Source organism: Alienimonas sp. DA493 (genome assembly GCF_043951915.1).
In the GTDB taxonomy this organism is placed as follows: domain Bacteria; phylum Planctomycetota; class Planctomycetia; order Planctomycetales; family Planctomycetaceae; genus Alienimonas.
Map to the genome: position 1 here is coordinate 1 of NZ_JBINJD010000080.1, position 22,593 is coordinate 22,593.

At 71.6% G+C, this 22,593-nt stretch carries 21 protein-coding genes; 9 read left to right on the forward strand and 12 right to left on the reverse strand.

Annotation, left to right across the window (positions count from 1 at the left end; translation table 11 throughout):
- Positions 1-183: 183 nt before the first annotated feature.
- From ACG2DA_RS13135 to ACG2DA_RS13155, 5 genes are all read right to left on the reverse strand, one after another.
- On the reverse strand, positions 184-654 hold the full coding sequence (locus ACG2DA_RS13135; protein ID WP_395256192.1) for a beta-hydroxyacyl-ACP dehydratase: 471 nt from the start codon (positions 652-654) through the stop codon (positions 184-186).
- Between the two features lie 85 nt (positions 655-739).
- Positions 740-1,132, reverse strand: coding sequence for an acyl carrier protein (locus ACG2DA_RS13140; RefSeq protein WP_395256194.1), 393 nt, complete (start codon positions 1,130-1,132; stop codon positions 740-742).
- Between the two features lie 216 nt (positions 1,133-1,348).
- Complete coding sequence (gene fabG, locus ACG2DA_RS13145) at positions 1,349-2,131, reverse strand: 3-oxoacyl-[acyl-carrier-protein] reductase (protein ID WP_395256195.1); 783 nt, start codon at positions 2,129-2,131, stop codon at positions 1,349-1,351.
- An 88-nt stretch (positions 2,132-2,219) separates the two neighbouring features.
- A complete protein-coding gene (locus tag ACG2DA_RS13150) occupies positions 2,220-2,705 on the reverse strand; it encodes a 3-hydroxyacyl-ACP dehydratase FabZ family protein (protein ID WP_395256197.1) in 486 nt (161 codons plus the stop codon).
- A 182-nt stretch (positions 2,706-2,887) separates the two neighbouring features.
- Positions 2,888-3,352, reverse strand: a complete 465-nt coding sequence (locus tag ACG2DA_RS13155; RefSeq protein ID WP_395256198.1) for a hypothetical protein — start codon at positions 3,350-3,352, stop codon at positions 2,888-2,890.
- A 215-nt stretch (positions 3,353-3,567) separates the two neighbouring features.
- Here ACG2DA_RS13155 and ACG2DA_RS13160 point away from each other — a divergent pair, with 215 nt between their 5' ends.
- The 3 genes from ACG2DA_RS13160 to epmA all read left to right on the forward strand — a co-directional run bounded on the left by ACG2DA_RS13160 (position 3,568) and on the right by epmA (position 5,934).
- Positions 3,568-4,422: a hypothetical protein gene (locus ACG2DA_RS13160; RefSeq protein WP_395256199.1), complete on the forward strand. Its 855-nt coding sequence runs from the start codon at positions 3,568-3,570 to the stop codon at positions 4,420-4,422.
- A gap of 79 nt (positions 4,423-4,501) precedes the next feature.
- Complete coding sequence (locus tag ACG2DA_RS13165) at positions 4,502-4,909, forward strand: hypothetical protein (protein ID WP_395256200.1); 408 nt, start codon at positions 4,502-4,504, stop codon at positions 4,907-4,909.
- Complete coding sequence (epmA, locus tag ACG2DA_RS13170; protein WP_395256201.1) at positions 4,906-5,934, forward strand: EF-P lysine aminoacylase EpmA; 1,029 nt, start codon at positions 4,906-4,908, stop codon at positions 5,932-5,934. Before ACG2DA_RS13165 ends, epmA begins: the two co-directional genes overlap by 4 nt.
- 91 nt (positions 5,935-6,025) lie before the next feature.
- Here epmA and ACG2DA_RS13175 read toward each other — a convergent pair whose 3' ends face one another.
- The 3 genes from ACG2DA_RS13175 to ACG2DA_RS13185 all read right to left on the reverse strand — a co-directional run bounded on the left by ACG2DA_RS13175 (position 6,026) and on the right by ACG2DA_RS13185 (position 9,329).
- Positions 6,026-6,958, reverse strand: coding sequence for an OmpA family protein (locus ACG2DA_RS13175; protein WP_395256203.1), 933 nt, complete (start codon positions 6,956-6,958; stop codon positions 6,026-6,028).
- Positions 6,959-7,251: 293 nt separating this feature from the next.
- Positions 7,252-8,172, reverse strand: a complete 921-nt coding sequence (locus ACG2DA_RS13180) for a YncE family protein (protein ID WP_395256204.1) — start codon at positions 8,170-8,172, stop codon at positions 7,252-7,254.
- Complete coding sequence (locus ACG2DA_RS13185; protein WP_395256205.1) at positions 8,169-9,329, reverse strand: reverse transcriptase family protein; 1,161 nt, start codon at positions 9,327-9,329, stop codon at positions 8,169-8,171. The genes ACG2DA_RS13180 and ACG2DA_RS13185 overlap by 4 nt, the downstream gene beginning before the upstream one ends.
- Positions 9,330-9,677: 348 nt before the next feature.
- On the opposite strand from ACG2DA_RS13185, the gene ACG2DA_RS13190 reads away from it, so the two are divergent.
- Entirely contained in the window at positions 9,678-10,433 is a 756-nt protein-coding gene (locus ACG2DA_RS13190; RefSeq protein ID WP_395256207.1) for a biotin/lipoate A/B protein ligase family protein, read from the forward strand.
- A 99-nt stretch (positions 10,434-10,532) separates the two neighbouring features.
- On the opposite strand, the gene ACG2DA_RS13195 is transcribed toward ACG2DA_RS13190, so the two are convergent.
- Positions 10,533-11,918, reverse strand: coding sequence for a dicarboxylate/amino acid:cation symporter (locus ACG2DA_RS13195; protein ID WP_395256208.1), 1,386 nt, complete (start codon positions 11,916-11,918; stop codon positions 10,533-10,535).
- Positions 11,919-12,227: 309 nt separating this feature from the next.
- On the opposite strand from ACG2DA_RS13195, the gene ACG2DA_RS13200 reads away from it, so the two are divergent.
- Positions 12,228-12,935 (forward strand): hypothetical protein, encoded by a 708-nt coding sequence (locus ACG2DA_RS13200; RefSeq protein WP_395256209.1) that lies wholly within the window; start codon positions 12,228-12,230, stop codon positions 12,933-12,935.
- Positions 12,936-13,033: 98 nt separating this feature from the next.
- Here the strand turns inward: ACG2DA_RS13200 and ACG2DA_RS13205 are convergent, their stop codons facing one another.
- Both ACG2DA_RS13205 and ACG2DA_RS13210 read right to left on the reverse strand, forming a co-directional pair.
- The gene (locus ACG2DA_RS13205) at positions 13,034-14,065 is read right to left on the reverse strand and encodes a DUF1559 domain-containing protein (RefSeq protein WP_395256210.1); all 1,032 of its coding nucleotides are present in this window, start codon (positions 14,063-14,065) and stop codon (positions 13,034-13,036) included.
- Between the two features lie 163 nt (positions 14,066-14,228).
- Positions 14,229-15,440, reverse strand: coding sequence for a Gfo/Idh/MocA family protein (locus tag ACG2DA_RS13210; protein ID WP_395256211.1), 1,212 nt, complete (start codon positions 15,438-15,440; stop codon positions 14,229-14,231).
- Positions 15,441-15,741: 301 nt separating this feature from the next.
- Between ACG2DA_RS13210 and ACG2DA_RS13215 the strand changes: the two genes are divergently transcribed.
- Entirely contained in the window at positions 15,742-16,341 is a 600-nt protein-coding gene (locus ACG2DA_RS13215; RefSeq protein WP_395256213.1) for a hypothetical protein, read from the forward strand.
- A gap of 74 nt (positions 16,342-16,415) precedes the next feature.
- Here ACG2DA_RS13215 and mfd read toward each other — a convergent pair whose 3' ends face one another.
- The gene (gene mfd, locus ACG2DA_RS13220; RefSeq protein ID WP_395256214.1) at positions 16,416-19,784 is read right to left on the reverse strand and encodes a transcription-repair coupling factor; all 3,369 of its coding nucleotides are present in this window, start codon (positions 19,782-19,784) and stop codon (positions 16,416-16,418) included.
- A gap of 115 nt (positions 19,785-19,899) precedes the next feature.
- Here mfd and ACG2DA_RS13225 point away from each other — a divergent pair, with 115 nt between their 5' ends.
- The 3 genes from ACG2DA_RS13225 (at position 19,900) to ACG2DA_RS13235 (ending at position 22,579) form a co-directional block, all read left to right on the forward strand.
- Complete coding sequence (locus ACG2DA_RS13225; RefSeq protein WP_395256215.1) at positions 19,900-20,430, forward strand: RNA polymerase sigma factor; 531 nt, start codon at positions 19,900-19,902, stop codon at positions 20,428-20,430.
- 68 nt (positions 20,431-20,498) lie between these two features.
- On the forward strand, positions 20,499-21,233 hold the full coding sequence (locus ACG2DA_RS13230) for a hypothetical protein (RefSeq protein WP_395256217.1): 735 nt from the start codon (positions 20,499-20,501) through the stop codon (positions 21,231-21,233).
- An 86-nt stretch (positions 21,234-21,319) separates the two neighbouring features.
- Positions 21,320-22,579 (forward strand): PDZ domain-containing protein, encoded by a 1,260-nt coding sequence (locus tag ACG2DA_RS13235; RefSeq protein ID WP_395256218.1) that lies wholly within the window; start codon positions 21,320-21,322, stop codon positions 22,577-22,579.
- Positions 22,580-22,593 lie beyond the last annotated feature (14 nt).

A 22,593-nucleotide genomic window follows, 5' to 3' on the forward strand; every position in this document is an offset into this window, starting at 1 on the left:
CCGCCGCGGCGGGCGGCCAGTTCGCAGACGCCCAACGCGACCAGACTTTTGCCGGCGCCGGCCTCGGCGCTGGCGACGTAGATGCTGCGGGCCATGCGGGGGCGGGCGGTCTCGGGGCGACGGTCCCGACAGCATAACCGCCCGGGGGCGCTCGTCAGGGGGGCGCCCCCGAGGCCCCGCCGCTCAGTCCATCACCTGCAACAGGTTGCTGGTGAACACGAAATTGCGCTGGTCGGCGCCCTTGTAGTCCGGATCGTCCGGGTCGAGGTGGGCGAAGAGGATCTCCGCCTCGGCGACGGCGGCCCCGGCCTCCGGGCCGTTGGCGAGGGTGGCGGTCACGTCGCAGCTGCCGCCCTGCTCGGTGAGGGTCTGGATGACCGCTTCGTACCGCACGACGTCGCCGGGATAGGCGATCCGGTGGAACGTCGCCCTGGGCACCTTGGCGAGCACGACGAGGTGCTTAAAGTCGGTGGTTTGCCCCAGCAGGATGCCGGCGGTCTGGGCCATCCCCTCGATCATCAACGAGGCCGGCAGCTGCGGGTCGCCCTCGAAGTGGTCCGTCAGGTGGGCTTCGCCGCGGGAGACGCACTTAATCGCCGCGGCGCGTTCGCCGCGGACGAGTTCTTCAAAGCGATCAATCCAAATCCAGCGCATGCCGCACCATAACGAGGCCCGGCCCCGCCGTCACGCGGGGCCGGGCGGGAGAAACCGGGGCCGAAAGAGACGTTGCGGGACGGCCTCAGCCGTTCACGCGGGCGTCGAGGAAGTTCACGATCATGTTGACGGTGAACAGCTCGGGGATGTTTTCGACCTTGGGATCCTCGGCGAAGGAGTCGATGTCCGCGTGGGGCATCTTGGTCCGCAGTTCGGCGAGGCCCTGCTCGGTGACGACGCCGTCCTGCACGAAGTTGCTGTCGGCGGCGGTGAGGCTCTCCGGGAACAGTTCCCCGCGGGGGATCTTGATCCCGAACGCCTTTTCGAGGCGGAACACGATGTCCAGGAAGTCGATCGACTCCGCCCCGAGGTCGCCGGTGAGAGTCGCTTCGGGGGTGACTTCGTCTTCGTCGACGCCCAGGGCGTCCTGAAGGCGGTCGGAGACCTTGGCGAAGATTTCGTCGCGGGTCATCGGCATCGGTTCGGGTCCGTGGTCTGTCCGTGACCGCCGCGGGCGGGCCGGGTTGGGGGAATCTGGATGTTGGTACTCGGTACGCGGGGCCGGAACCCGCGGGGAGCGGAAGTTTAGCGGCACAGCCGCCGGCGGCCTACCCCGCCTCCCGTTCCGGTCGCGTCCCGCCCCCGGAGCCCCGGCGGGCGGGCACGAACCGGGGCGGCGGACCGGCGGACCGCCTCACATCCCGCCGAGCGTGAGTCCGCCGTCGACGGTCACGGTTTGGCCGGTGATGTAGTCGTTGCGTTCGTCGGCGAGGAAGCAGACGGCCCGGGCGATGTCCTCCGGCTTGCCGAGCCGCTTGCGGGGGATCGCCTTGGTGATCACGTCGCCAGCGGCGTTGCGGACCGCCTCGGTCATGTCCGTCTGCACGAAGCCGGGGGCGACGGCGTTCACCGTGATCCCCCGCTTGGCGATCTCCGTGGCCAGGCAGCGGGTCAGGCCCTCAATCCCGCCCTTGCTCGCGGCGTAGTTCGCCTGCCCCGGGTTGGAATAGTGGGCCGCGACGCTGCTCATGTTGACGATCCGGCCGTAGCGGGCCCGCATCATCGGCATAATCGCCGCGTGGCAGAAGTTGTAGACGCCGGTCAGGTTGGTGTCGATCACCGCCCCCCAGTTCTCCGGGCTCATCGTCGCGAACAGCCCGTCGCGGATGATGCCGGCGTTATTGACCAGGATGTCGAGCTGCCCCCACTCGTCGACGACCTTCTTGACCAGCTCCGCGGCGGCTTCGTTGTTCGTCACGTCGCACTGCATCGCCTCGGCCTGCCCGCCGGCGGCGGCAATCGCGGCGACGGTCTCGTCGGCGGCGGCGGTGTTGCCGGCGTAGACCACGCCCACCTTCGCCCCGCCCGCGGCGAGCATCTCCGCACAGGCCCGGCCGATGCCCCGGCTGCCGCCGGTCACCAGCGCGGTGCGGCCTTCGAAGGGTTGGGTCGGGAAGGGGGCGGCGGCGTCGGCCATGGGGGCGGTCCGTCAGGCGCCCGGCGGGACCGGGCGGGAAGGGTTCGAAAAGTGAAGCGGGCGCTCCGGACGAGGCGAAGCGACTCGACTACTCGGCGGGCTTGTACACCTCGGCCCACTGCCGGCGGTACTGCTCCCGGCGGGAGGCGTCCTTCTCGGCCTCGCTGGACGCGGCGCCGGGGCGGTCGGCCGGGTTCTCGCACAGCAGGGTCAGCCGGGCGGAGACGCAGGTCACCCCGTCGCGGGAGCCGGAGGCCTTGAACGTGACGCGGTCGCCGTCCCGCTTGTGCAACTCGGAGGTGACGCTGAGCGTCTGGCCGGGGGAGATGAAGGAGTTGAACTTCACCGCCTTGGCTTCCGTCAGCGTGATGTTGGCGTGGGCGAAGTCGTCGGTGACCCGCAGCAGCCAGGCGGAGGCCTGCACCATCGCCTCGACCATCAGCACCCCGGGCATCACGGCGAAGCCGGGGAAGTGGTCGCCGAGGTACTCCTCCGCCCGGGTCAGCGCTTTGACGCCGGTGATGCTCTCTCCCGGCCGCACCGCCGTGACCCGGTCGATGAGGTGAAAACGCACGGGGTCGAAACCGGGGGACGGGGCGGGGGTCGCGGGAGCCGACCGGACGCGGTTCGGCCCGGAATGCGGGAAGTTTGGAGGAAGATAACGTCGCCCCCACCCCGGTCCAACCAACGACGGCCCGGAGTCGGGCGCCCGTTACCAGGCCGCCTCGCCGCCGTTACCAGGCCGCCTCGCCGCCGTTACCAGGCCGCTTCGCCGCCGTTCCAAGCCGGTTCGGCCGGCGCCCCGGCGGTCGGCAGCAGGGGGGAGACGTCGAAGGAATAGTCGTACCGCCGGGCCGTGATCCCGCCGACGGTTGTCTCCCTGGCCCGCGGCTCGATCCGCACCGGCGGGCCGAACGGGTCCGGCCGGGCGATCTCCGCCTGCCCCGTCGGCACGTACGGCGGCGCCGACGGCGGCGGCCCGACCGGCGCCGGCGGGGGGAGCGGGGGGAAGCCGCCGACCGGCGGCACGCCCCACCCCGGCGTTCCCCACCCCGGCCCGCCCCAGCCCGGAGCCGGCGCGACGCCGGGTCCGGGTCCCCACGCCGCGGGCGGGAACGGCGACCGGTACGCCCCGCCGAAGCCCGGCTGCTGGGCGGTGGCGACTTCCGCCCCGCCGAGGATCAGCAGGGCCGCGACGAGCAGCGGGAGGGCGGGACGCACGGCCGGCAGTCGGTTCAGGGACGGGAAGGCGAGAGGCCGCGACTTCAGCGAATCGGCCGCGGCCGATCCGACCCTACGGACCGGCAAACCCGCCGTGCCAGAACGAAGTTCGCCCGACCATTCCCTTTCGCCCCAATCCCGCGACCGGCGCCCGACCGACCCTCACCGGCCGCACCGTCCGTCGGCCGTCCCCGCCCCCCGCCGCCCGCTTCGTCATGCGATCCGCCGCCGCCCCGACCGCCCCCGTCGACGCCCCGCCCCGCTCCTTCGCCCCCTCCGGCGGAGCGTGGTTCATGCTGGCGTTCGGGCTGGCCTGCGGCCTGGCGGTCGGGCAGTTCACCGCCGGGCGGGCCGTCCGGGCCGACCTGTACGCCCTGAAGAAGGACGTGGCGGAGGTCCGCCGGGCCGCCGACAGCCTCACCGCCGCCGGGGGCCGCAGCGATCAGGTCGCCTCCCTGCTGGAGGACCTCCGCAAACAGCGGGCCGCGGTGAAGGAGGCGGACGGCGCCTGGCGGGAGGCGAACGCCGCCCTCGCCCAGGCCGCCCGCCTGCGGGAGAACTCCGAGACGGCGCTGCTGGGGGCGAAGGAGACCGCCCTGCACGCCCAAACCGTCGCCGCCGCGGCCGCCGACGCCCTGGAGGGCTCCCGGGCCGCCCGCGACGCCGCGACCGAGGCCGGCGCCGTGCTGACGGCGGTCGCCGCGACCGGCCCGCAGTCCGCGGCGGCCCGGGAGGCGGTCGCCGCCCACGCGGCCCTGATGACGGAGCAGGCCGAGACCTTCGCCGCCGCCCGCGCCGCCTGGGACGCCGCCCGCGAATCCGCCCGGGGGCTGGTGGAGGAAGCGGAGGCCGTCGACGCCGCCGCCAACGCCGCCGCGGCCGACCTGAACGCCGCCAAGACGGCCCTCGCGGACCTCGCCGCCCTGAAGACGCTCGTCCGCGAGGCCGGCGCCGACTTCCCCGCCGTCTGGCAGACCCTCGACGGCCTGCTCACGATGCGGGACTGGCTCGCCGAGAACCCCGTCCCCCGCATCGCCGTCGCCCCGGACGCGGCTCCCGCGACGAATTGACCGGCGAGCGGGGGGCGTCAGCCCCCTGAGCCCCCCGAGCGGCGGTCACGCCCTCATCGTCTCTCGAAGGTCCTCGCACTTGGCCCCGCTCCTCATCACCCTCGGCCTCGTGACGCTCTGCGGGGCGGCGGCCTGGATTTACGGCGAGACGGCCGCGTTGCGATGGGTCCGCACGCTCGGAGCGTTCGCTCTGCTCGGAGTCGTCGGAATCGGCGGGGCGATCGCGGGAAGCGTCGACCAGTGGTTCAGGCTCAACTTCGAATATGCCGAGCGTTTAGAAGCGTTCCGGGCCGCGGCCGAGAAACGGCTGGAAGCGGGCGAGTGCGACCGGGTGCGGGCGGAACTTCGCTTGCTGAACGGCCAATTGACCTACGAGTCCGGACTCACCCTCCGCAAGCTGGAGGAAAGCACGACCCGCCTGACCGCCCCCCGTAAGGCGTCCGCCGACGCCCCTCAGGGGGCTGACGCGCCCCGCTCGCCGGAATGACCGACTTCCGCCCCACCGCGACGCTCGCCGCCCTCCGCACCCGCGCCGCCCTGACGAAGCGGCTGCGGGCGCTCTTTGCGGAGCGGGATTATCTCGAGGTGGAGACGCCGGCCCTCAGCGCCGACGTGGTCGTCGACGCCCATATTGAACCGCTCCGCGCCCGCATCCATCCCGACCCGGCCCGGCGGGAGCGGTACGAGCGGCGGTTCCTGCAGACCTCGCCGGAGTTCCACCTCAAACGGCTCGTCGCCGCCGGCTACGGCAGCGTGTGGAACCTCTCCCGGGTCTTCCGCGACGGCGAAATCGGCGCCCGCCACAACCCGGAGTTCACCATGGCCGAGTGGTACGGCGTCGGCGAAGGACGGGATACGTGGCGCGATCAGGTGCGGGTGACCGAGGAATTCTTGCGGGCCTTGGAAGGCGGAAGGGACGACAGCGCTTTACGCCTTACGCCTTCCCCCTTTCCCCTGCTGACTTACGACGACGCCTTCGCCCGCTTCGTCGGCACGCCGGTGTTGGATCTGACCGCCGCCGACCTGCTCGCCCTGGCCCACGACCGCGGCGTGGCGCTGCCGGGGGGGATTGAGGGGGACCGGGACGGGCTCCTCAACGTGCTGCTCGCCGAATTGGTCGAGCCGCGGCTGGGCGGGGAGGAAACCGGCGGGCCCTGTTTTTTGTGCGACTACCCGGCCTCGCAGGCGGCGTTGGCGACGGTCCGCACCGACCCCGGCCGCCCGCCGGTCGCCGAGCGGTTCGAGTTGTATTGCGACGGCGTCGAACTCTGCAACGGCTATCAGGAACTCACCGACCCGGCCGAATTAAGAACGCGAATCGCGGAGCAGAACCGCCTGCGGACCGCCCACGGCCTCGAACCGCTGCCGGCGGAGAGCCGATTGCTCGCCGCGATGGAACATGGCCTGCCGAAGTGCAGTGGCGTGGCCCTCGGCTTCGACCGCCTCGTGATGCTGTTTACCGGAGCGACGACGCTGGGGGAGGTCGTGGCGTTTCCGCACGGCGTCGCGTAGTGACAAAGCTCCAAGACCAAGAAATCCAGAACCAAGTTGAGCGATCGCCGGCTCTTTTTGGTTCTTGATTTCTTGGTCTTGGAATTTCCCGTCAAAGACGGGTGGGGAACATCGCCCCGGCGACCTTCACCTCGGGGGCGAGGACGTAGATTTCCACGCGGCGGTTGAGCGCCCGGTTGCCGTCGTCGCGGTTGCGGACGACCGGCTGATATTTGCTGTACCCGGCGACGCCCATGCGGCTTTCCGCCAGCCCGGCGGCGGCGAGGGTGGTGGCGACTTCGTTGGCCCGGTTCGTGGAAAGGTGCCAGTTCGTCGGGTGCTTCGCTTTGGTCGCGGCGCCGGCGATGCGTTCGTCGTCGGTGTGGCCGACGATCAGGATGTTCAGGTCCTTGGCCTCCGGCGAGGACATAATTTCCGCGAACTCCCGCAGCAGGGGCACGGCGCCGGGGTTCAGCTCCGCCTTGCCGCTGTCGAACAGCACGTGCGGGCCGAACTTACTCACGCCGGTCAGCGGATCGAAATCGAAGTCCGGGTAGCGGGAGGCCAACTCCTCGAAGCGGGCCGTGGCGGAGCTGGACAGCGGGCTGTCCCCGCCGCCGACGTCCCGCAGCAAATTGATATAGCGGCCCTGCAACTCGCCGCGTTCGCCGGAGAGGTTTTCGAGGCGGCGGTTGGCGATGTCCAGCCCCGCCTGCAACTTGGCGGCGTGGCGTTCGGTCATCTCCACGCTGGCGATGAGGGCGTCCCGCTCCTGGGCCGCGGCCAGGCGGGCGGCGCGTTCCTGCTCGGCTCGGGCGAGCGCCGTTTCGTACTGAGCGGCGAGAGTGTCCCGTTCCGACTCGGCGGCGAGCACTTCCTCCCGCAACGCGGCCGCGGTCTGCCGCGTCTCGACCAGTCGGTTCCGCGGCACCACGTCGCACCCCACCGGGACCAGCGCCGCGATCAGCAGAGCCCCCAAACTCCAGCGGACCCGGCGGGGCAGACGCCGACCGAACTCCCGATCGGGAGTCGCGGCCGGAGACAACCGGGAGTCTGCGGGAGTCGCGGGAGGCGTCATGGCCGGGCTCTCGCCAAAAAGGGGGGACCGATCCCGGGGGCGCGAAGCTTCGCCCGCGGGACAGTTCGCCGGTGTAGGTCGCCGCCGCCGCGGACGGCAAGAGCGATTCAAGTTTCCCCCGCCGCCGGCCGGGGGCGCGAACCGCTCGGGGCGACGCTCTGCGTCGCCCCGCAGGGGACGCGGAGCGTCCAGCCGCTCCGCGGCCTGTCCGTCCCGACGCAGAGCGTCGGGACGAGAGCAGTGCCCCCTTTCTCCCGCTCTCAGCCGTCGGTGAAGAACTCCAGCCGGACGACCCGGCCGGTCTCGAAGCCGACGGTCATCTGCCGGCCGGGGGCGTCTAAGGCCAGGCCGGCGATCGCCCCGGGGGCGGGGGCGGCCCAGTCGACCTCGCCGGCGGCGTTGAGGCGGAAGAGTTCGTGCTCTAACGTGGCGACCGCCAGCGGGCCCCAGCCGCGGAACGCCAGCGCCACCTTCGCGGGGCTGCCGCCGGTGGAGAGCGTGTCCCGCACCCGGCCTTCGCCGTCGAACCGCTGCACGCCGAGGTTGAACGCCGCCACGGCCATCCGCGTCCCGTCGCCGGTCACGGCGAGGTCCCCGCAGTTCGCCCAGGTTTTCACGTCCAGCTCCTGCCGGCCGCGGAGGTCGTAGGAGGCGATCAGCCCGCGGTCGGCGGCGCCCACCAGCAGCGGGCGGGTCGCCAGGAACCGCAGGTGGTCCAGCGGCCGCAGGGCGGTGAAGCGGGCCAGCTTCTTGCGGCGATTCGTGTAGACGGTCACGTCGCCGTTGGAGAGGGCGACCGCGGCGTGCCGGCCGTGCGGGTCGACGGCGACGGCGGTGATCGTCGCGGGCATCGACTGGCGCCACTTCACCTTCAGGTCCGGCTCGATCCAGCCGAGCGTGTCCGCCCCGAAGGCCGCGGCGGCCGCCGCGCCGGAGTCCGCGAAGGCCAGCGCCGAGAGGTCCTTCAAACCCCGCTGCAAGTGCTCGATGCGGCCGGCGGGGTCGAGCAGGTACAGCCCCCCGCCGGCGTCCGCGGCCAGGGTGCGGCCGCCCTCCCGGGCCACGCCCAGAGCGATCAGTGGGGCGTCGGTGAAGAATCCCCACGACAGCGCCGGCGGCATGCCCCGGCCGGCGGACAGCCATGCGGCGTCGGCCCCCGGTTCATGGGAAAACTGGCTCATGCGGGGGAGGGCGCCGAGTCCGACGGCGCTTCGCCACGGGAACCCCGCGGCCCGCGGGCGACCATCGCCAGCACGCCCGCCCACCCGGCGAGCTGCTGATCGGTGAGGGTCGCCTCCCGCCCGACCCGCCGGCGGTGCAGCGCCGCCCGCAGTTCGCGGCGGGTTTTGCGGGGCAGGTTGAGCCGATCGTTCACCACCAGCCCGCAGACCATCTGCCGTTGGTGCCGGCGGAGGACGCGCGTCTTGCGGGCGTTCAATTCAAACCCGGCCCGGCGGACGATCCGCTCGACACGGCGGAGCAGGTCGCGGACGGCCTGCCCGTCGTCCTCGGCGCTGCTGAAGGCGAGGTCGTCCGCGTAGCGGGTGTAGCGAAAGCCCTGCCGCCCGGCCGCCTTGGCGAGGGCGTAGTCCACGCCGTGCATTAGCAGATTGGAGAGCCGGGGGCTCGTCGGCGCCCCCTGCGGCAGGCCGCCCTCATGCGTGGTGAGCTTCGTCAGCAGCGCCGCGGCCTCCCCGTTCCAGCCGATCCGACGAAAGTAGTATTCGACGGACTTCGCGGTGACGGAGGGGAAGAAGTCCTTCAGGTCGCAGGTCGCCACCACCGCCCGGCCGACGTGCGGGGCGGCGTGATCGACGACGCCCTTCCCCCGCTCGAACCCGCAGGCCGCCGGGTCCGCGTGCAGCTTGGCCAGCACGCGGCGGAGCAGCGTGCGTTGCAGGTCCATCGTCGCCGGGTCGGGGATCGTCAGCGTGCGGTCCCCGCCGCCGGGCTTGGGGATCGTCGCCGCGTGGTAGCTCGGCTCGTGGTTCCGGAGCCGATGGTCCGTCAGCCCGCAGCGGCGGGCGAGTTCCTCCACGCCCAGTCCCTTCCCCCGCCACGCCCGCCAACGGTGGCCGAGGCGGAACAGCGAGTAGCGATCGACCCGCTTCAGCCGCTTGAGGAAGTACCACTGGGCGAAGTTGAGGCCGATCGCCGCCACGACCGAGCCGCCCAGCAGGCCGACGATCAGTCCGAACGCACGAACCAGAAAGATCCCGATCCCGACGAGCAGCCCGCCGAGCCCCGCCAGCCACAGGACAATCCAGAACAGATCGCTGGCCGTCGGAAACCCGTGCCCGTCCCGCCCGGGGTCGGCGGCGCGCGGGTCAGTCGGCATGACGGGCGGAAAGCACAAGGAAACGGGGCGGGACGGCCGGTCCAAGGTACCGCCCGCCCCGCCCCGGCGTCCCGCCAACGGACGAGTTCGAGACGAAGTCGTCCGTTGCCCGAAGTTTGAAGCCGACCATGTCAGCCCGGACGGCGAACCGCCGCCCCGCGCTCGGGCGAGCGCCACCGGGACGTTTTCAGCCTAACCCGCACGGCTTGGAGCCGCGACCGCGAGAGAACCTCTCGGGCGACGCGGCCCGCCGGCCCGGCGCTCCGCCTTGGGCATCACGCTTATGCATCACGGCGAGGGACGCTCCCTCACGGTCGCGGCTCCCGGCGTTCCGCCTATCCTCCCGGCGTGTTCCCCCGCCCCGCCCCGCTGCCGTTCCTCGACCTCACCCGGTCCGACCCGCGCGAGGACCTCGCCCTCGACGAGGCATTGCTGCGGAGCGTGGATCAGCACGGCGGCCCCGGCCTGCTGCGCATCTGGGAGCGGCCGGAGCCCTGCGTGGTGCTGGGCCGGGCGAACCGCCTGGCCCTGAACTCCGATCCGGCCGCCTGCGAAGCCGCCGGCGTGCCGATCCTGCGGCGGGCCAGCGGCGGCGGGACCGTGCTGCTGGGACCGGGGGCGCTCTGCTGGTCGCTGGTGTTGCCGGTCGGCCCGCCGGCCGGGATGCCGGGCGATATTCCGGCCGTGACCGCGGCGATCATGCACCGCCTCGCCGACGCCCTCCGCCCCCTCGTCCCCGGCGCCGGCGTGGACGGCACCAGCGACCTCACCGTGCCTGACGAACAGGGGGGCAGACGCAAGGTCGGCGGGAACGCCCAGCGGTGGCTCAAGCGGGCGATGCTCCACCACGGCACGCTGCTGACCGGCTTCGACCTTCCCGCAATCGGGCGGTTCCTCACCCCGCCGGAGCGCCAGCCGGACTACCGGGCCGGCCGCGACCACGGGGCGTTCGTCACGAACCTCCCGCTGCCCCGGGCGGACCTCGTCGCCGCCCTCCGCACCGCCTTCGGAGCGACCGATCCACCGCCGGAGGCGCCGACCGAGTTGGCGACGAGATTGTTCCGCGAACGCTACAGCGACCCGGCGTGGCACACGCGGCGGTGAATCGTCGGGTCCGCTCCGCGGACCGTGAGAGCGGCCCTGAAAAACGTCGAGTCGACCGCACCGCCTCTGGCCGGTCCGCAGAGCGGACCCTACGGGCCGTCAGGCAATCGCCGCGCCCGCCGCCGTCGGCGCCGGTTCGGGCGGGAGGAACTTCTCGACCACCGCGGCCCCGGTGGCGTCGCCGAAGACGTTGACGGCGGTGCGGAAGCGGTCCAGCAGCCAGTCGACGGAAAGAATGAGACCGGCCAATTCCACCGGCAGGCCGACCGCGTTCAGCACGATGATGAGCGTGAACAATCCCGCCTGCGGAATGCCGGCGGCGCCGATCGCCGCCAGGGTGGCGGTCGCGGCAACGACGATCTGCGTCGTCAGGCCCATATCGATCGCGTCCGCGGAGCCGACGAGCGTCTGGGCGATAAACAGCGCCGCGACCGCTTCGTACAGGGCGGTGCCGTCCATATTAATGGTCGCCCCCAGGGGGAGCACGAAGTCCACGCTTTTCCGCTTTACGTGGGCCTTTTCGACGGCGGTCTCCATCGTGACCGGCAGCGTGGCGCTGCTGCTCGCCGTGGCGAAAGCCGTCAGCAGCGGGCGGCTCATCTGAAACAGGAAGCGATACGGGTTCCGCCGCGTGAGCAACCATAAAATCAGCGGCAGCGTGACGAACGCGTGCGCCGCCAGCCCCGTCAGCACCGTCGCGGAGTACCAGCCGACCTTCGCCATCTCCCCGGCGAAGTCCCCGTCCGCGGCGGCCTCGCCGAACTGCCCGGCGACCAAACAAAATACGCCCACGGGGGCCGTCCACATCACCAACAGGACGAACTTCATTAAGACGTCGTTCGCCTCGGTCACGAACTTGGTCACCGTGCCGACGGCCGCCCCCATCGTGGTGAGCACCGCGGCGAAGGCGAGACTGAACACGATGAGCGGCAATAAATCGGTCTCCGCGGCGCTCTCGAAGAGGTTGTCGGTGAACAACATCGTGAGCAGGTTCTCGAAGATCGCCCCGATCCCGGCCGGCTCCGCGACGGCCCGCTCCCCCAGCTTGGCGGAGACCTCCGCCCGGGCGACCTCGCGGGCCGCGGAGCCGTCGATGCCGGCCCCTGGATTGAACAGGTTCACCAACACAATGCCCGTCACCACCGCCAACGCGGTCGTGCAGAAGTAATAAATCAGCGTCGCCGCCCCCGGCCGGCCGAGTTGGCGGACGTCGCCCATCGACAGCACCCCGCAGACCACGCTGGTGACGACCAGCGGGACCACCAGCATCTTCAACACCGACAGGAACACCTGCCCGCCGACCGCGAACGACGCCGCGACCCCCGGCGCCGCCCACGCCAACGCCAACGCCAACACGATTCCGACGAAGATCAGCCCGGTCAGCAGGTTCTCCTTCCCGCCCTCGTTAGGCTCGACCCGGGCGGGCGGCTCCGGCTCCGCGGGCGGAGCGGCGGCGGCGGGCGGGTACGGCGGGGCGGCGGTCATGCCCGGAGAATACCCGGACCGGGCGCATCGGTCTTTGACGGATGAGGCGTCGTCATGCTGACGACGGCTGTCTCCGCCCGACGACACCTCCGGCCGGCCCGCCCCGGCGTCCCGCGATCCTTCGCGGACGAAGAATCCCCAAGGAAATCAGGCGGGGGACGCACCTCTCGGGGGGAACGTCGCACGTCCCCCCGCGGTTCGGCGCCGGCTTCGCGTGGGGAAGCGGCATGGCCGACGCCGGCCGCCGACCGCTCCGACGGCCGGCCCCCTCTCCCCCCGTCCACCAGCACCTCGCTCCGGGCCGCTCCGATGTTCACCAAGCTCCTCCCCGCCCGCTTCGCCGCCCTCGCCCTCGCCGCGGCGGTCGGCGTCCCGGCCGCCTCCGCCCAGGGAATCGCCTCCCCGGCCGGCGTCGCCACGCCGACCCTCGGCGGGTCCGCCGTCCACACGCAGCCGTACCACGGACGCCACGGCTGGGTCCGCCCGCGGCCCCGCCCCGTGCCGCTCCCGTACAACCCGATTGTCGACCAGGACGGCTTCACCGACGTCGAATACGACCCGTTCTCCAACGTGATCGACGTGAACCGCCAGCGGATTTCGAAACGGCTGAGCGCCTACGACCCGCACCGCGGGTACGTCGACCCCGGCTCGCTGCGGCATGTGGACCGCTGGATTCAGGTCAACGGCCAGTGGGTTCGCGAACACGGCACCACCTGGACCAGCCACGGGGTGCCGCACGGCAACCTGACCCGCGACCGCAGCACGTTCCGGCCCTTCCCTGGCCACGGCGGCCTGCCCGGCCACGGCGGGATCCGGGAGAACGATCGCGACACGGTCATTTACTCGCAGCCCGCGAACCCCGGCTCGTCGCTGCCGAGCGGCCCCGGCGGCGTCCGCGAAAACAGCAGCGACACCGTGCTGTTCTCCACGGCCCCGCCGTCGCAAAACGCGAACGGCGGTAACGTCCAGCCCCGCGCGGGCCAGATCCTGCCCCGCGGCGGGCAGCGTCGGCGTTGAGCGTTCGCCCCAGCCGCTGAGCGACGACGCCCGCTGATGAATGCGCCCCCGGTAAATCGCCGGGGGCGTGTTGCGTTCGGTCGCCGCCTGCCCGGGTTCTAAAACTCGTCCACGACCTCGCCGGCAGCCCGCGTGGAGACCGCCCGCCAGACGTCCAACTTGACGGAATCGCCGACGAATCGCGTCGCCCCGTCCATCAACAGCACGTGGACGCCGCCTTCGTGATAACTGCGGCTGGTCACGGCGGCGTGCGTCGGCCCCTCGCAGTTTTTGCCCTCGCGGCAGGCGGTGAAGTCGCCGTCGTCCGCCCCGCCGCCCGCGTCCCCGCCGGCGACCGGCACGACCGCGTTCGGCCCCAGCGCGGCGGTGAAACCGGTCTGATGCACCCGCCCGTCGACCCATTCCGTGTGGCCGCTGTTCTCCTTGAAGCTACCGGCCAGCGGCGACAGGGCCGCCGGGTCGGTCGGCGGGGCGTCCGGACTCTCCTCCCCGTCCCGCACGTAGGGGGTGAAGGCTTTCACCTCCGCGAACGCCAGCGTGCCGGTGACGCCGTCGCGGAACGCCTCGAACCCGAAGGCGCTGTTCGGGGCGAACGCCCCGCGGCCCTGCTTGCGGGTTTCGTTGCTCCAGACGAACCAGTCTCCGCCGTTGAAGCCGTAGTTCGTCGGGTAGTGAATCGGATTGCCGCTCGAATCAGTGCGGACACGATCGTTGATTTCCTCCGGGCACAGGTAGGTCGGCACGCGGAAGGTGCGGACCTCCAGGCTGGCGTCGTCCCCGCCATAGGACTGCGTGAAGTCCACCAGCTCCTCGACGTTCACCTGATCCAAGAACGGGAGCAGGCGGACGTGAACGCTCCACTGTCCGCCGGACCTGCTGCTGTCGGCGTCGACGACGAACGACGGCGGCAGGACGCCGGCGATCGATTCGTAGTTGTGCAGCCCCAACCCGATCTGCTTGAGGTTGTTCTGACATTGCGCCCGCCGGGCCGCCGCCCGCGCCTGCTGCACCGCGGGCAGCAACAGGCTCACCAGGATCGCAATGATCGCGATCACCACCAACAGTTCGATCAGCGTAAATCCGGATCGGGAGAACCGAGCCGGAGCCGGGCCGCGGAGAGAGTTTGCCAAGGAAGCCGAGGGCCAGAGGGACGGGCAAAGCCGAGACTGAGACGCTGTCTCAACTTCAGTGGGTGGAGCGGAACCCTACCCGCCCCCTTTTTCGCATGCAAGCTGGCGAGAATCGCCGCCGGCAAACCGGAGAGGATGCCACCCGGCCGCCCGCCCCGTCGTTTCAGCCCCGCCCGCGTCCCGGCAGCGCCGCATTGGCGGCGTGGGCCATGTCGGCGCTGGCGACCCCCTCCTCCACCGGACAGGTCGGCTCCTCGCGGCTGCGGATGCAGTTCACCCAGTTCTCCAGGTGATACTTCGCCCCGTCGACGGCGTCGTAGAAGTCCAGCCCCCGCAACTTGTCCGGGGCTTCGAGGCGCTCCTTCGGCTCCACGCCGCTGCGGTGCTGGGGGATCAATTCATACCGACCACGGTCCACGTAGAGAGTCGCCTTGGAGCCCATGAACTCCGTGCAGGCCCGGTCGCGGTGGTTGGCGAAGGTGCCCTCGAAATGCATCTGCGGCCCCGGCGCGCCGTCTTCGCTCGCCGGGAACGACAGCAGCGTTTGCACGGTGTCCGGCGTCTCCCAGAGCCCGGCGGTGGTGAAGTGATCGCCGACGCTCACCGCCCGGCTCACCTCCCCCGGCTGCAGGAACCAGCGGGCGGTGTCCGCCCAGTGGACCATCAGGTCGGTGAAGATGCCGCCGCCGAAGTCCCAGTACCAGCGCCAGTTCCGCATCCGCTGGCTGTCGAACGGCTGATCCGGGGCGTCGCCGAGGAACAGGTCCCAATCGACCGTCGACGGATCGACCTGCGGAGCCCGTCCCCGGCCCGGATTGTTGCGGTTCCAGGTCATTCGCACCTTATAAATCTCCCCCGCGGCGCCTTCTTGCAGGAGCTTCCGAGCCTCCGCGAGGTGCGGCATGCTGCGGTGCTGCGTGCCGACCTGCAGAATGCGTTTGTTGTCCCGCACGGCTCGGATCATCCGGTCGCCCTCCGCCGCGGTGTGCGTCAGCGGCTTTTCGCAATACACGTCCAGCCCCGCCTCGCAGCAGGCGACCGAGCAGGGCACGTGCTGATGATCCGGCGTGGCGACGAGGGCGGCGTCCAGCTTCGTCTCCGCCAGCATCTTGCGCAGGTCGGCGAACGCCGCCGCCCGCGGATCGGCCAGTTTGAGCCCGGCGGCCCGGGCCTCGTCCCAGACGTCGCAGACCGCGACGATCCGCACCCCGGGCACGTTCCGCAGCCGATCCATCAACCAGCGCCCGCGCCCGCCGGGGCCGACGACTCCGACGTCGATCGTCTCGTTGATCAGCCGCGAGGCCCGGGCGGACCGCCCGGCGGCGTGGAGCCCCGCCGCGAGCGACGCGGCGAGAACGGTACGGCGGGTGTGCATGAGGAACTTTCGACTACGGGGAGGAGCGGTTCCATCGATCATGACCGATCCATGACCGGGATTCGACGGAACCCGCCCGCGGGACGGGCCGCCGAACCGGCTGCCGCGCGTTCCGGGCGGACCGTTTAGGCGTCCCGACGCGGGTGACGACGGGGGCTGATTGGCACGCCAAATCTTTTCAGGCGTCTGACCCCCGCCGGAGGGCGCGTCCGCTGAACCGCTCGGCGGCCGACCGCCGCCCGAGCCCGACGCCCGCCCCGGGCGTTTTCCTCCGAGCGAAGCTCCCCCTGTGTTCACCCCCATGCGTACCGCGTTCGCGGCCGTCGCGCTGACGGCGTTTTCGGCGGCGCAGGCCGCCGCGCAAAACCACCAAGGTTACATCATCGGCCCCGCGGGGCCGTCCGGCGTCGTCCTGCAGGGCGGCCAGCCCCACCAGGCGTACTACCCGCCGCACAACCCGGTCATTCATCAGGGCGGTTCGGTCAGCGGGCACTTCGACCCGTGGACGAATCACACCACCATTAACCAAGGCACGCAGACGACCTTTCACAGCGCCACGGACCCCAACCGGCACGTCGTCGACCCCGGGTCGATGCAGTACGTGAACCGAATGGTCCTCCGCAACGGGCAGTGGGTCCGGGAGACCGGCCGCCGGTGGACCAGTTACGGCGTTCCCCACGCGGACCTGAACTACGGCTCCACCACTTATATCCCGAACGGGTCCGGCGGCACGACCCTGAACCAGGACCACGGCGTCGCCTATTCCCATCAGGGCTCCGGCGGGATCGTCGTTCACCCGAACTCCGGCCTCTCGCACGGCCCGCCCCAGACGTTTTCTCCCGGCGGCGGGACCACGCTGAACCAGAACCACACGGTGATCCGTTCCCGCCCGCGTCCCTGAGGCGCCCGGGCGGAGTCGTCCGCGTCGGGACGCCCGGCGCGGGCGGCGCGCCGTGGTTCACGCGGGGTCCCGCCTCAGTCGAGGAACCGCATCAGGTCTTCCAGCAACGCCTCGTCCGTCGCCGCGGGGTCGGGCAGCGGGATATAGGCCGTGCGGCGGTCGGCGACCCGCAGGTTCTTTTTGAGGCGGCCTTTGAGCTCCGTCATCTTGTCCGCGTCCTCGTAATTGAAGCGGGCGTAGCCGTCCTCGATCTTCACGTCCGTGAACGACCAGTCGCGACAGACCAGTTGCAGCCGTTTGACCGCCAGCAACCGGCCGACCGGCGCCGGCGGGGGGCCGAAGCGGTCTTTTAATTCCTCGGCGAACTCCGCCAGCTCCGGCGTGCCGCGGACGTTGGACAGTTTGCGGTACACCTCCAGCTTCGTGCGGCCCGGCGGGACGTAGCCGTCCGGGAGGAAGGCGGAGATCGGCAGGTCCACGTTCACCGCCAGCGGTTTGCGGACCGGCTCGCCCTTCAACGTGCGGACCGCGTTCTCCAAGAGTTGGCAATAAAGTTCGTAGCCGACGGCATTGATCTGCCCGCTCTGCTCCGTGCCGAGGATGTTGCCGGCCCCGCGGATCTCCAGGTCCCGCATGGCGATTTTGAAGCCGGCCCCCAGTTCCGAATACTCCTCGATCGCCTTGAGCCGCTTCGCCGCCACGTCGGTGAGCATCCGGCCCTCTTTCAGCAGCAGATAGCAGTACGCCCGGTTGTGGTGCCGGCCGACGCGGCCCCGCAATTGGTGCAGGTCCGCCAGGCCGTAGCGGTCGGCCTCGTGAATGAACATCGTGTTCGCGTTGGGCACGTCGAGGCCCGATTCGATAATCGTCGTCGCCAACAAGATATCGATCCGGCCGCGGACGAACTCCGCCATCGTCTCCTCGACCTGCGTCGGCGGCATCTGACCGTGCACGATGCCGGCGGTCGCCTCGGGCACGATCTTCAACACCCGATCGCGGACGCGTTCGATGTCCTGCACCCGGTTATGCACGAAGTACGCCTGCCCGCCGCGGTTGAGTTCGCGGATCAGGGCGTGCCGGATCATCGCGTCGTCCCAGCGGGTGACGCGGGTTTCGATCGGCTGCCGGCCCGGCGGCGAGGTGGTGAGGTTGGAGATATCACGCAACCCCAGCAGGCTCATATGGAGCGTGCGGGGGATCGGCGTGGCGGAGAGCGTCAGCACGTCGACCTGCAGGCGGATCTGCTTGAGCGCCTCCTTCACGTCCACGCCGAACCGCTGTTCCTCGTCGATAATCAGCAGGCCGAGGTCCGCGAACTTGATGTCGGGCGAGACGAGCCGGTGCGTACCGATCACCACGTCGACCGTGCCCTCCTTGAGCCCCTTCAGAACCCGTTTCTGCTCCCGGCGGGTGCGGAAGCGGGAGAGGCTTTCGACGGTGACGGGGAACTCCGCCATGCGTTCGGCGAAGCTGCGGGCGTGCTGTTCGCAGAGCACCGTGGTGGGAACTAACACGGCGACCTGCCGACCGCCGTCGACGGCCCGGAAGGCGGCCCGCATCGCCACCTCCGTCTTGCCATAGCCCACGTCCCCGCAGATCAGCCGGTCCATCGGCCGCGGCAGCGACAGGTCCTTCTGAATTTCCGCGAACGCCGACGCCTGATCCGGCGTCGGTTCATAGGGGAACGCGGCGGCGAACTCCTCGACGTATTCCGTCGGCTCCGCGTGCGGCAGGCCGGGCTCGGACTGGCGGGCCGCCTGCATGCGGAGCATGTCCGCGGCCATATCCTCGACCGCGTCCGCCGCCTGCTTTTTCTTCTTCGACCACCCCAGCGTGCCGAGCTTCGACAGCTTGGGGGCGGCCTTCGTCGCCCCGACGTATTTTTGAACGAGATGGATCAGCGAGGCCGGCACGAACACCCGCACGTCGCCGGCGAACTCCAGTTCGAGATGTTCCTCCTTCTGGCCCCGCTGATCGAGCGCCTTCAACCCGCGGAAGCGGCCGATGCCGTGCGTGAGGTGCACGATCAGGTCGCCGTCGGACAGGTCGAGGAAATTGTCGATCGCCCGCGACTCCGCCGGCCGCCGGGGTCCGCCGCCCGTACGCACCCCGGCTCGGCCGAACAGTTCGTGGTCGGTCAGGACTAAGAGACCGTGATCGACCAGCCGGAACCCGGCCGATAATTCCCCGACGCAGAGCGTGACCCGCTCCGCCAGCGCCGGGCCGTTCTCCGCCTCGACCTCGGCGATCAGTTCGCCCAGGCGCTTTAATTCTCCTTGGTTGTGACAGGCGATCAGGGCCCGCTCGCCGGAACCCAGCACGAGGTCTAATTGTTCGACCGCCTGCCCCTTCGGGCCGGTGAATTTTTCGACGGCCTCGACCCGCAGCCGGCCGGTCGTTTCGTAACTGCTGGCGCCGATGCGGGCGAGCGTCACGCTCGGCCGCTGCGTGCAACGGGCGAGAACGGTGCGGACCGTATACAACCCCCGCGGGTCGTCGAGACGGTTCAAATAATGCTTGCCCTCGTCGGCGATCTCCGCGAGGTCCAGCAGCGCGACGGCATACTCCTCCGGCAGACTGTCCAGCAGCGAGGCCGTCCCCGCCGCCCGTTCGTCGCTCCCCGCTTCGCCGTCGCCGGCGTTCAGCGAGGGGGGCGGCAGGCAGGTCAGACGGGCCCGCTGCAATCCCTCGATTTTTCGCTGCGAAACCGGGTCGAAGGTTCGCAGGGAGTCGAGCTCATCGAAGGCGAACTCCACCCGCAGCGGGTCGGTCTCGCCGGCCGGCCAGACGTCGAAGATACCGCCGTGCAGGCTGAACTCGCCGGGCATTTCAATCCGCGGCACCCGTTCGAGACCGCGGTCCGCAAGCCACCGCATCAGTTCTTCCGGGTCGGCCTCCTCGCCGACGCTCAACGTGCGGGTCGCCGCGTCGCGGGCCGCTTTGGAAGGCACCGGCTGCATCAGGGCCTGCACCGGGGCGACGAGAACCCGCGGGCGGGCGGAGGCGTCCTCGTCCTCAATGCGGTTCAACGCCCCGGCCCGGGCCGCGAAAACCGGGTCGGCCGGGTCCGGGGCGGCGGTGAGACCGTCGCGGGCCGGAAACAGGGCCACCGACCGTCCGACGGCGTCTTCCCCCAGCATCGCGGCGACGTCCGCGGCGAAGTGCTCCGTGCCGGCGACCCGGGCGGTGACGACCAGCAGCGGCCGGCCGACGCCGCCCTCCGCGTCGTCCCGCACCAGCGCCGCGATCGCGGCGGCGGCGGAGCCGGCCCAGGCGCCCTCCAACGCCGCCCCGTCGCCCCGGGCGAGGGCGGCGGCGACCGGGGCGAACTGGGCGTCGCGCAGCAGCAAGCCCGGCAGATCGGCCAGGGAGGCGACTGCCGAGTCAGGAACGTCGGAGACCGCCGACGGGGACGCCCCGCCGCGGCGACGGGTGGCGGGCATAGTCCGATTGTGACGGCCCGCGGCGGCCCGTCCACCGCCGCCCCGGCGGCGCAATCCCGAGATTCGCCCCGAAACCGACCCGGGACCGGCGGGGCCGCGGCAACATGGGGGGCGGATGCCGACCGACCCGTCCCCCGCCGACTGCTCCGGTTCCCTCGCGGCGCCGCTGCCGGGCTGGCTGCGTTCGGTCGTGGCGGGACGGGTGGGCGACGCGGACCTTGCCGAGGACGTGCTGCAGGAAGTCGCCCTCGCGGAAGCTCGGACGGCCCCCGGCGGCGTTCCCCCCGCCGAACGCCGCGGGCCGTGGCTGTACCGGGTGGCGCTCCGTCAGGCGGCGTTCGCCCTGCGGACGGCCGGGCGGCGGAGACGGCGGGAACGAGCCGCCGCCGCCCCGGACCGCGACGCCGGGCCGCCGCCGCTAGCGACGCTGCTGCACGCGGAGACGGCCGACCTGCTGCGGGCCGCCCTCGCCGAACTGCCCCCCGCCGACCGGGACGTGCTGACGCTGTGCCACATGGAGGGCCTCACCTACGCCGGGATCGCGGAGCGACTCGGCGTGAGCGTGCATTGCGTGGAGGACCGCCTCCGCCGCGGCCGCGGCCGGCTGCGGCGGGCACTGGCCCGCCGGGGGGTGAGGGAGCCGTGACGGACCGACCGCTGCCCACGAACCAGGACCGAACGACGCCGACGCCCGCCGACTGCGGGCCCCTCCCGATGACCGACCTCACGACCGCCGCCCCCACGACTGCTGAGCTCGCCCAACGCTGCGCCGACGGCGTGCTGACGGACGCGCAGCGGAGCGACCTGCTCGCCCGGCTGGAGGCCGCCCCTGAAGGGTACCGGCCGCTGGCCCTCGCCCTGCTGGAACGCCGGCTGATCGACGCGGCCCTGCGAGATTCGCTCCGGACGACGGGGGGCGAACCGATCGCGCCCGCCGTGGACCCGCCGGCCGGGCGGGCGTGGCGGCGGGCGGCGGGGTGGGCGTTCAGCGCGGCGGCCGGATTGGCTGTCGGGCTGGGGTGGAACGCCGCCGCGGCCCCGGTCGTCCCGCCGCCGCCGGACGGGCGATCGCCGATCGCGTTGGCCGACGCGGCGACCGCCCCCGCCCCCACCCCGAACGCGACCGTCGCGCCGCTCTCCGTCCCGCCCGATCCCAGAGCGCCGGATCCCGGAGCGCCGGAAGTCCTGCCAAGGCCGGTGGCCCGGGTGGAGTGGCGGACCGAATCCGGCCGGCCGTTCGAACTGCCCGTGTACGACGAGCGCGACGTCTCCCCCGCGCTCGCCGCCCGCGCCGCGGACCCGCTGCCGGCCGACCTGCGGGCCGAACTGATCCGCACCGGCCGGTTCGGCGGCGAGGTCCGCCAGGAATACACCGTCCCGCTGCCCGACGGCCGCCTGCTAACCGTCCCCGTGCACGCCGTCCGCGTGCGACAGCCGGAAGTGTTTTGAGACGTTTTGAGGCGGTCTGAGGCGTTTTCAAAGCGTGTTCAGGCCGCCGGCTCCCCTCCCGTCCTGTCCCCCTTTCGGAAGCCCCCATGTTGCCCCTGTTGCTGTGCTATGCGTTCGCCCAAGCCCCGCCGGCCCCTAATAAGGCGAGCGAAGAGGTATCGACGGAAGATGTGCACGGGTTCGTCGTCGAAGTCTGGGACGACGCCTCACGGCAGTACACGCCGGTCACAACGAGCCCCTCGGCCGGCGGGGTGGTGACCTTCGAACTTCGCCCGGACGGCACGGGGTCGGACGTGCTGGTGCGGCAGAACGTCCCGCTGTTTCGCCTGCCCCGCCCCGCCGGACCGATGACCGGCACGCTCAAACTCACTGCCCCGGACGGCACGGTCACGGAGTATCGGGCGGAGTTTACCCCGGACCCGCCGGCGGCGCCGGAGCCCCCGCCCCGCTTCCGGCTGGGCGTCGTGCTGGAGTCCACGGAGCCGACCGGCGACCCGCCGGGGCTGGAGGTCCGGGAGGCGCTGGAGGGCTCCCCCGCCGCGGAGGCCGGGGTGGCCGGGGGCGACCGGCTGATCTCCGCGGACGGGGAGCCGCTGAAGTCCTTCGAGCAGTTGCGGGCCCGCATCGCGGAGGCGGCCGAACGCGGCGAGCCGCTGCGGGTGAAGGTCGTCCGGCCCGGCGAGGACGGCGGCGGGGCCCGAATCCTCGACCTCAAGATCCGGCCGGACGAGATCGACCTGAAGGCGGCCCCGTGGAAGCCGATCCCCGTCGAGACCGGCACGTTGGACTCCGGCGAGCCGTACCAGTTCGTCGGCCCGGCCGTCGTCCGCCCAGCGGAGTCGGCCGCGATCCGACTGGAGCGGGCCGCGGCCCAGATTCAGAAGGCCCGCGCGCAGCTCGAATTGGCCGAGATCCGCGAACGGAACGCCGTCAGCCTGTTCAAGCGGAATGCGACCTCCCCGTTGGAGGTTGCCGAGGCGCGTGCGAACGTCGCGGCCGCTCAGGCCGACCTGACCCAGGCCGAATTGGACCGACGGGCCGCCGAGGCCGCGACCCGACCGTCGCACCGCGGGGGCGAGGACGCCGAGCGCCGCAATGCCGACCGGGAGGCGGAGGTCCGCGCCTTGCGTGCCGAAATCCTCGAACTGCGGACCCGGGTCCAGGAACTGTCCGCCCGGCTGGTCCGCGAGGCGGACGCCGAACCGGAGGCGGACGCCGAGCCCGAGGCGGACGCCGAGCCGGAGGCGGACGCCGAGCCGGAGGCGGACGCCGAGCCGGAGGCAGACGCGTTGCCGGACCTGGAACCGGAGTTCGACGCGGACCCCGCCGGGTCGCAGAACGAATAACGATCACGTCGCGG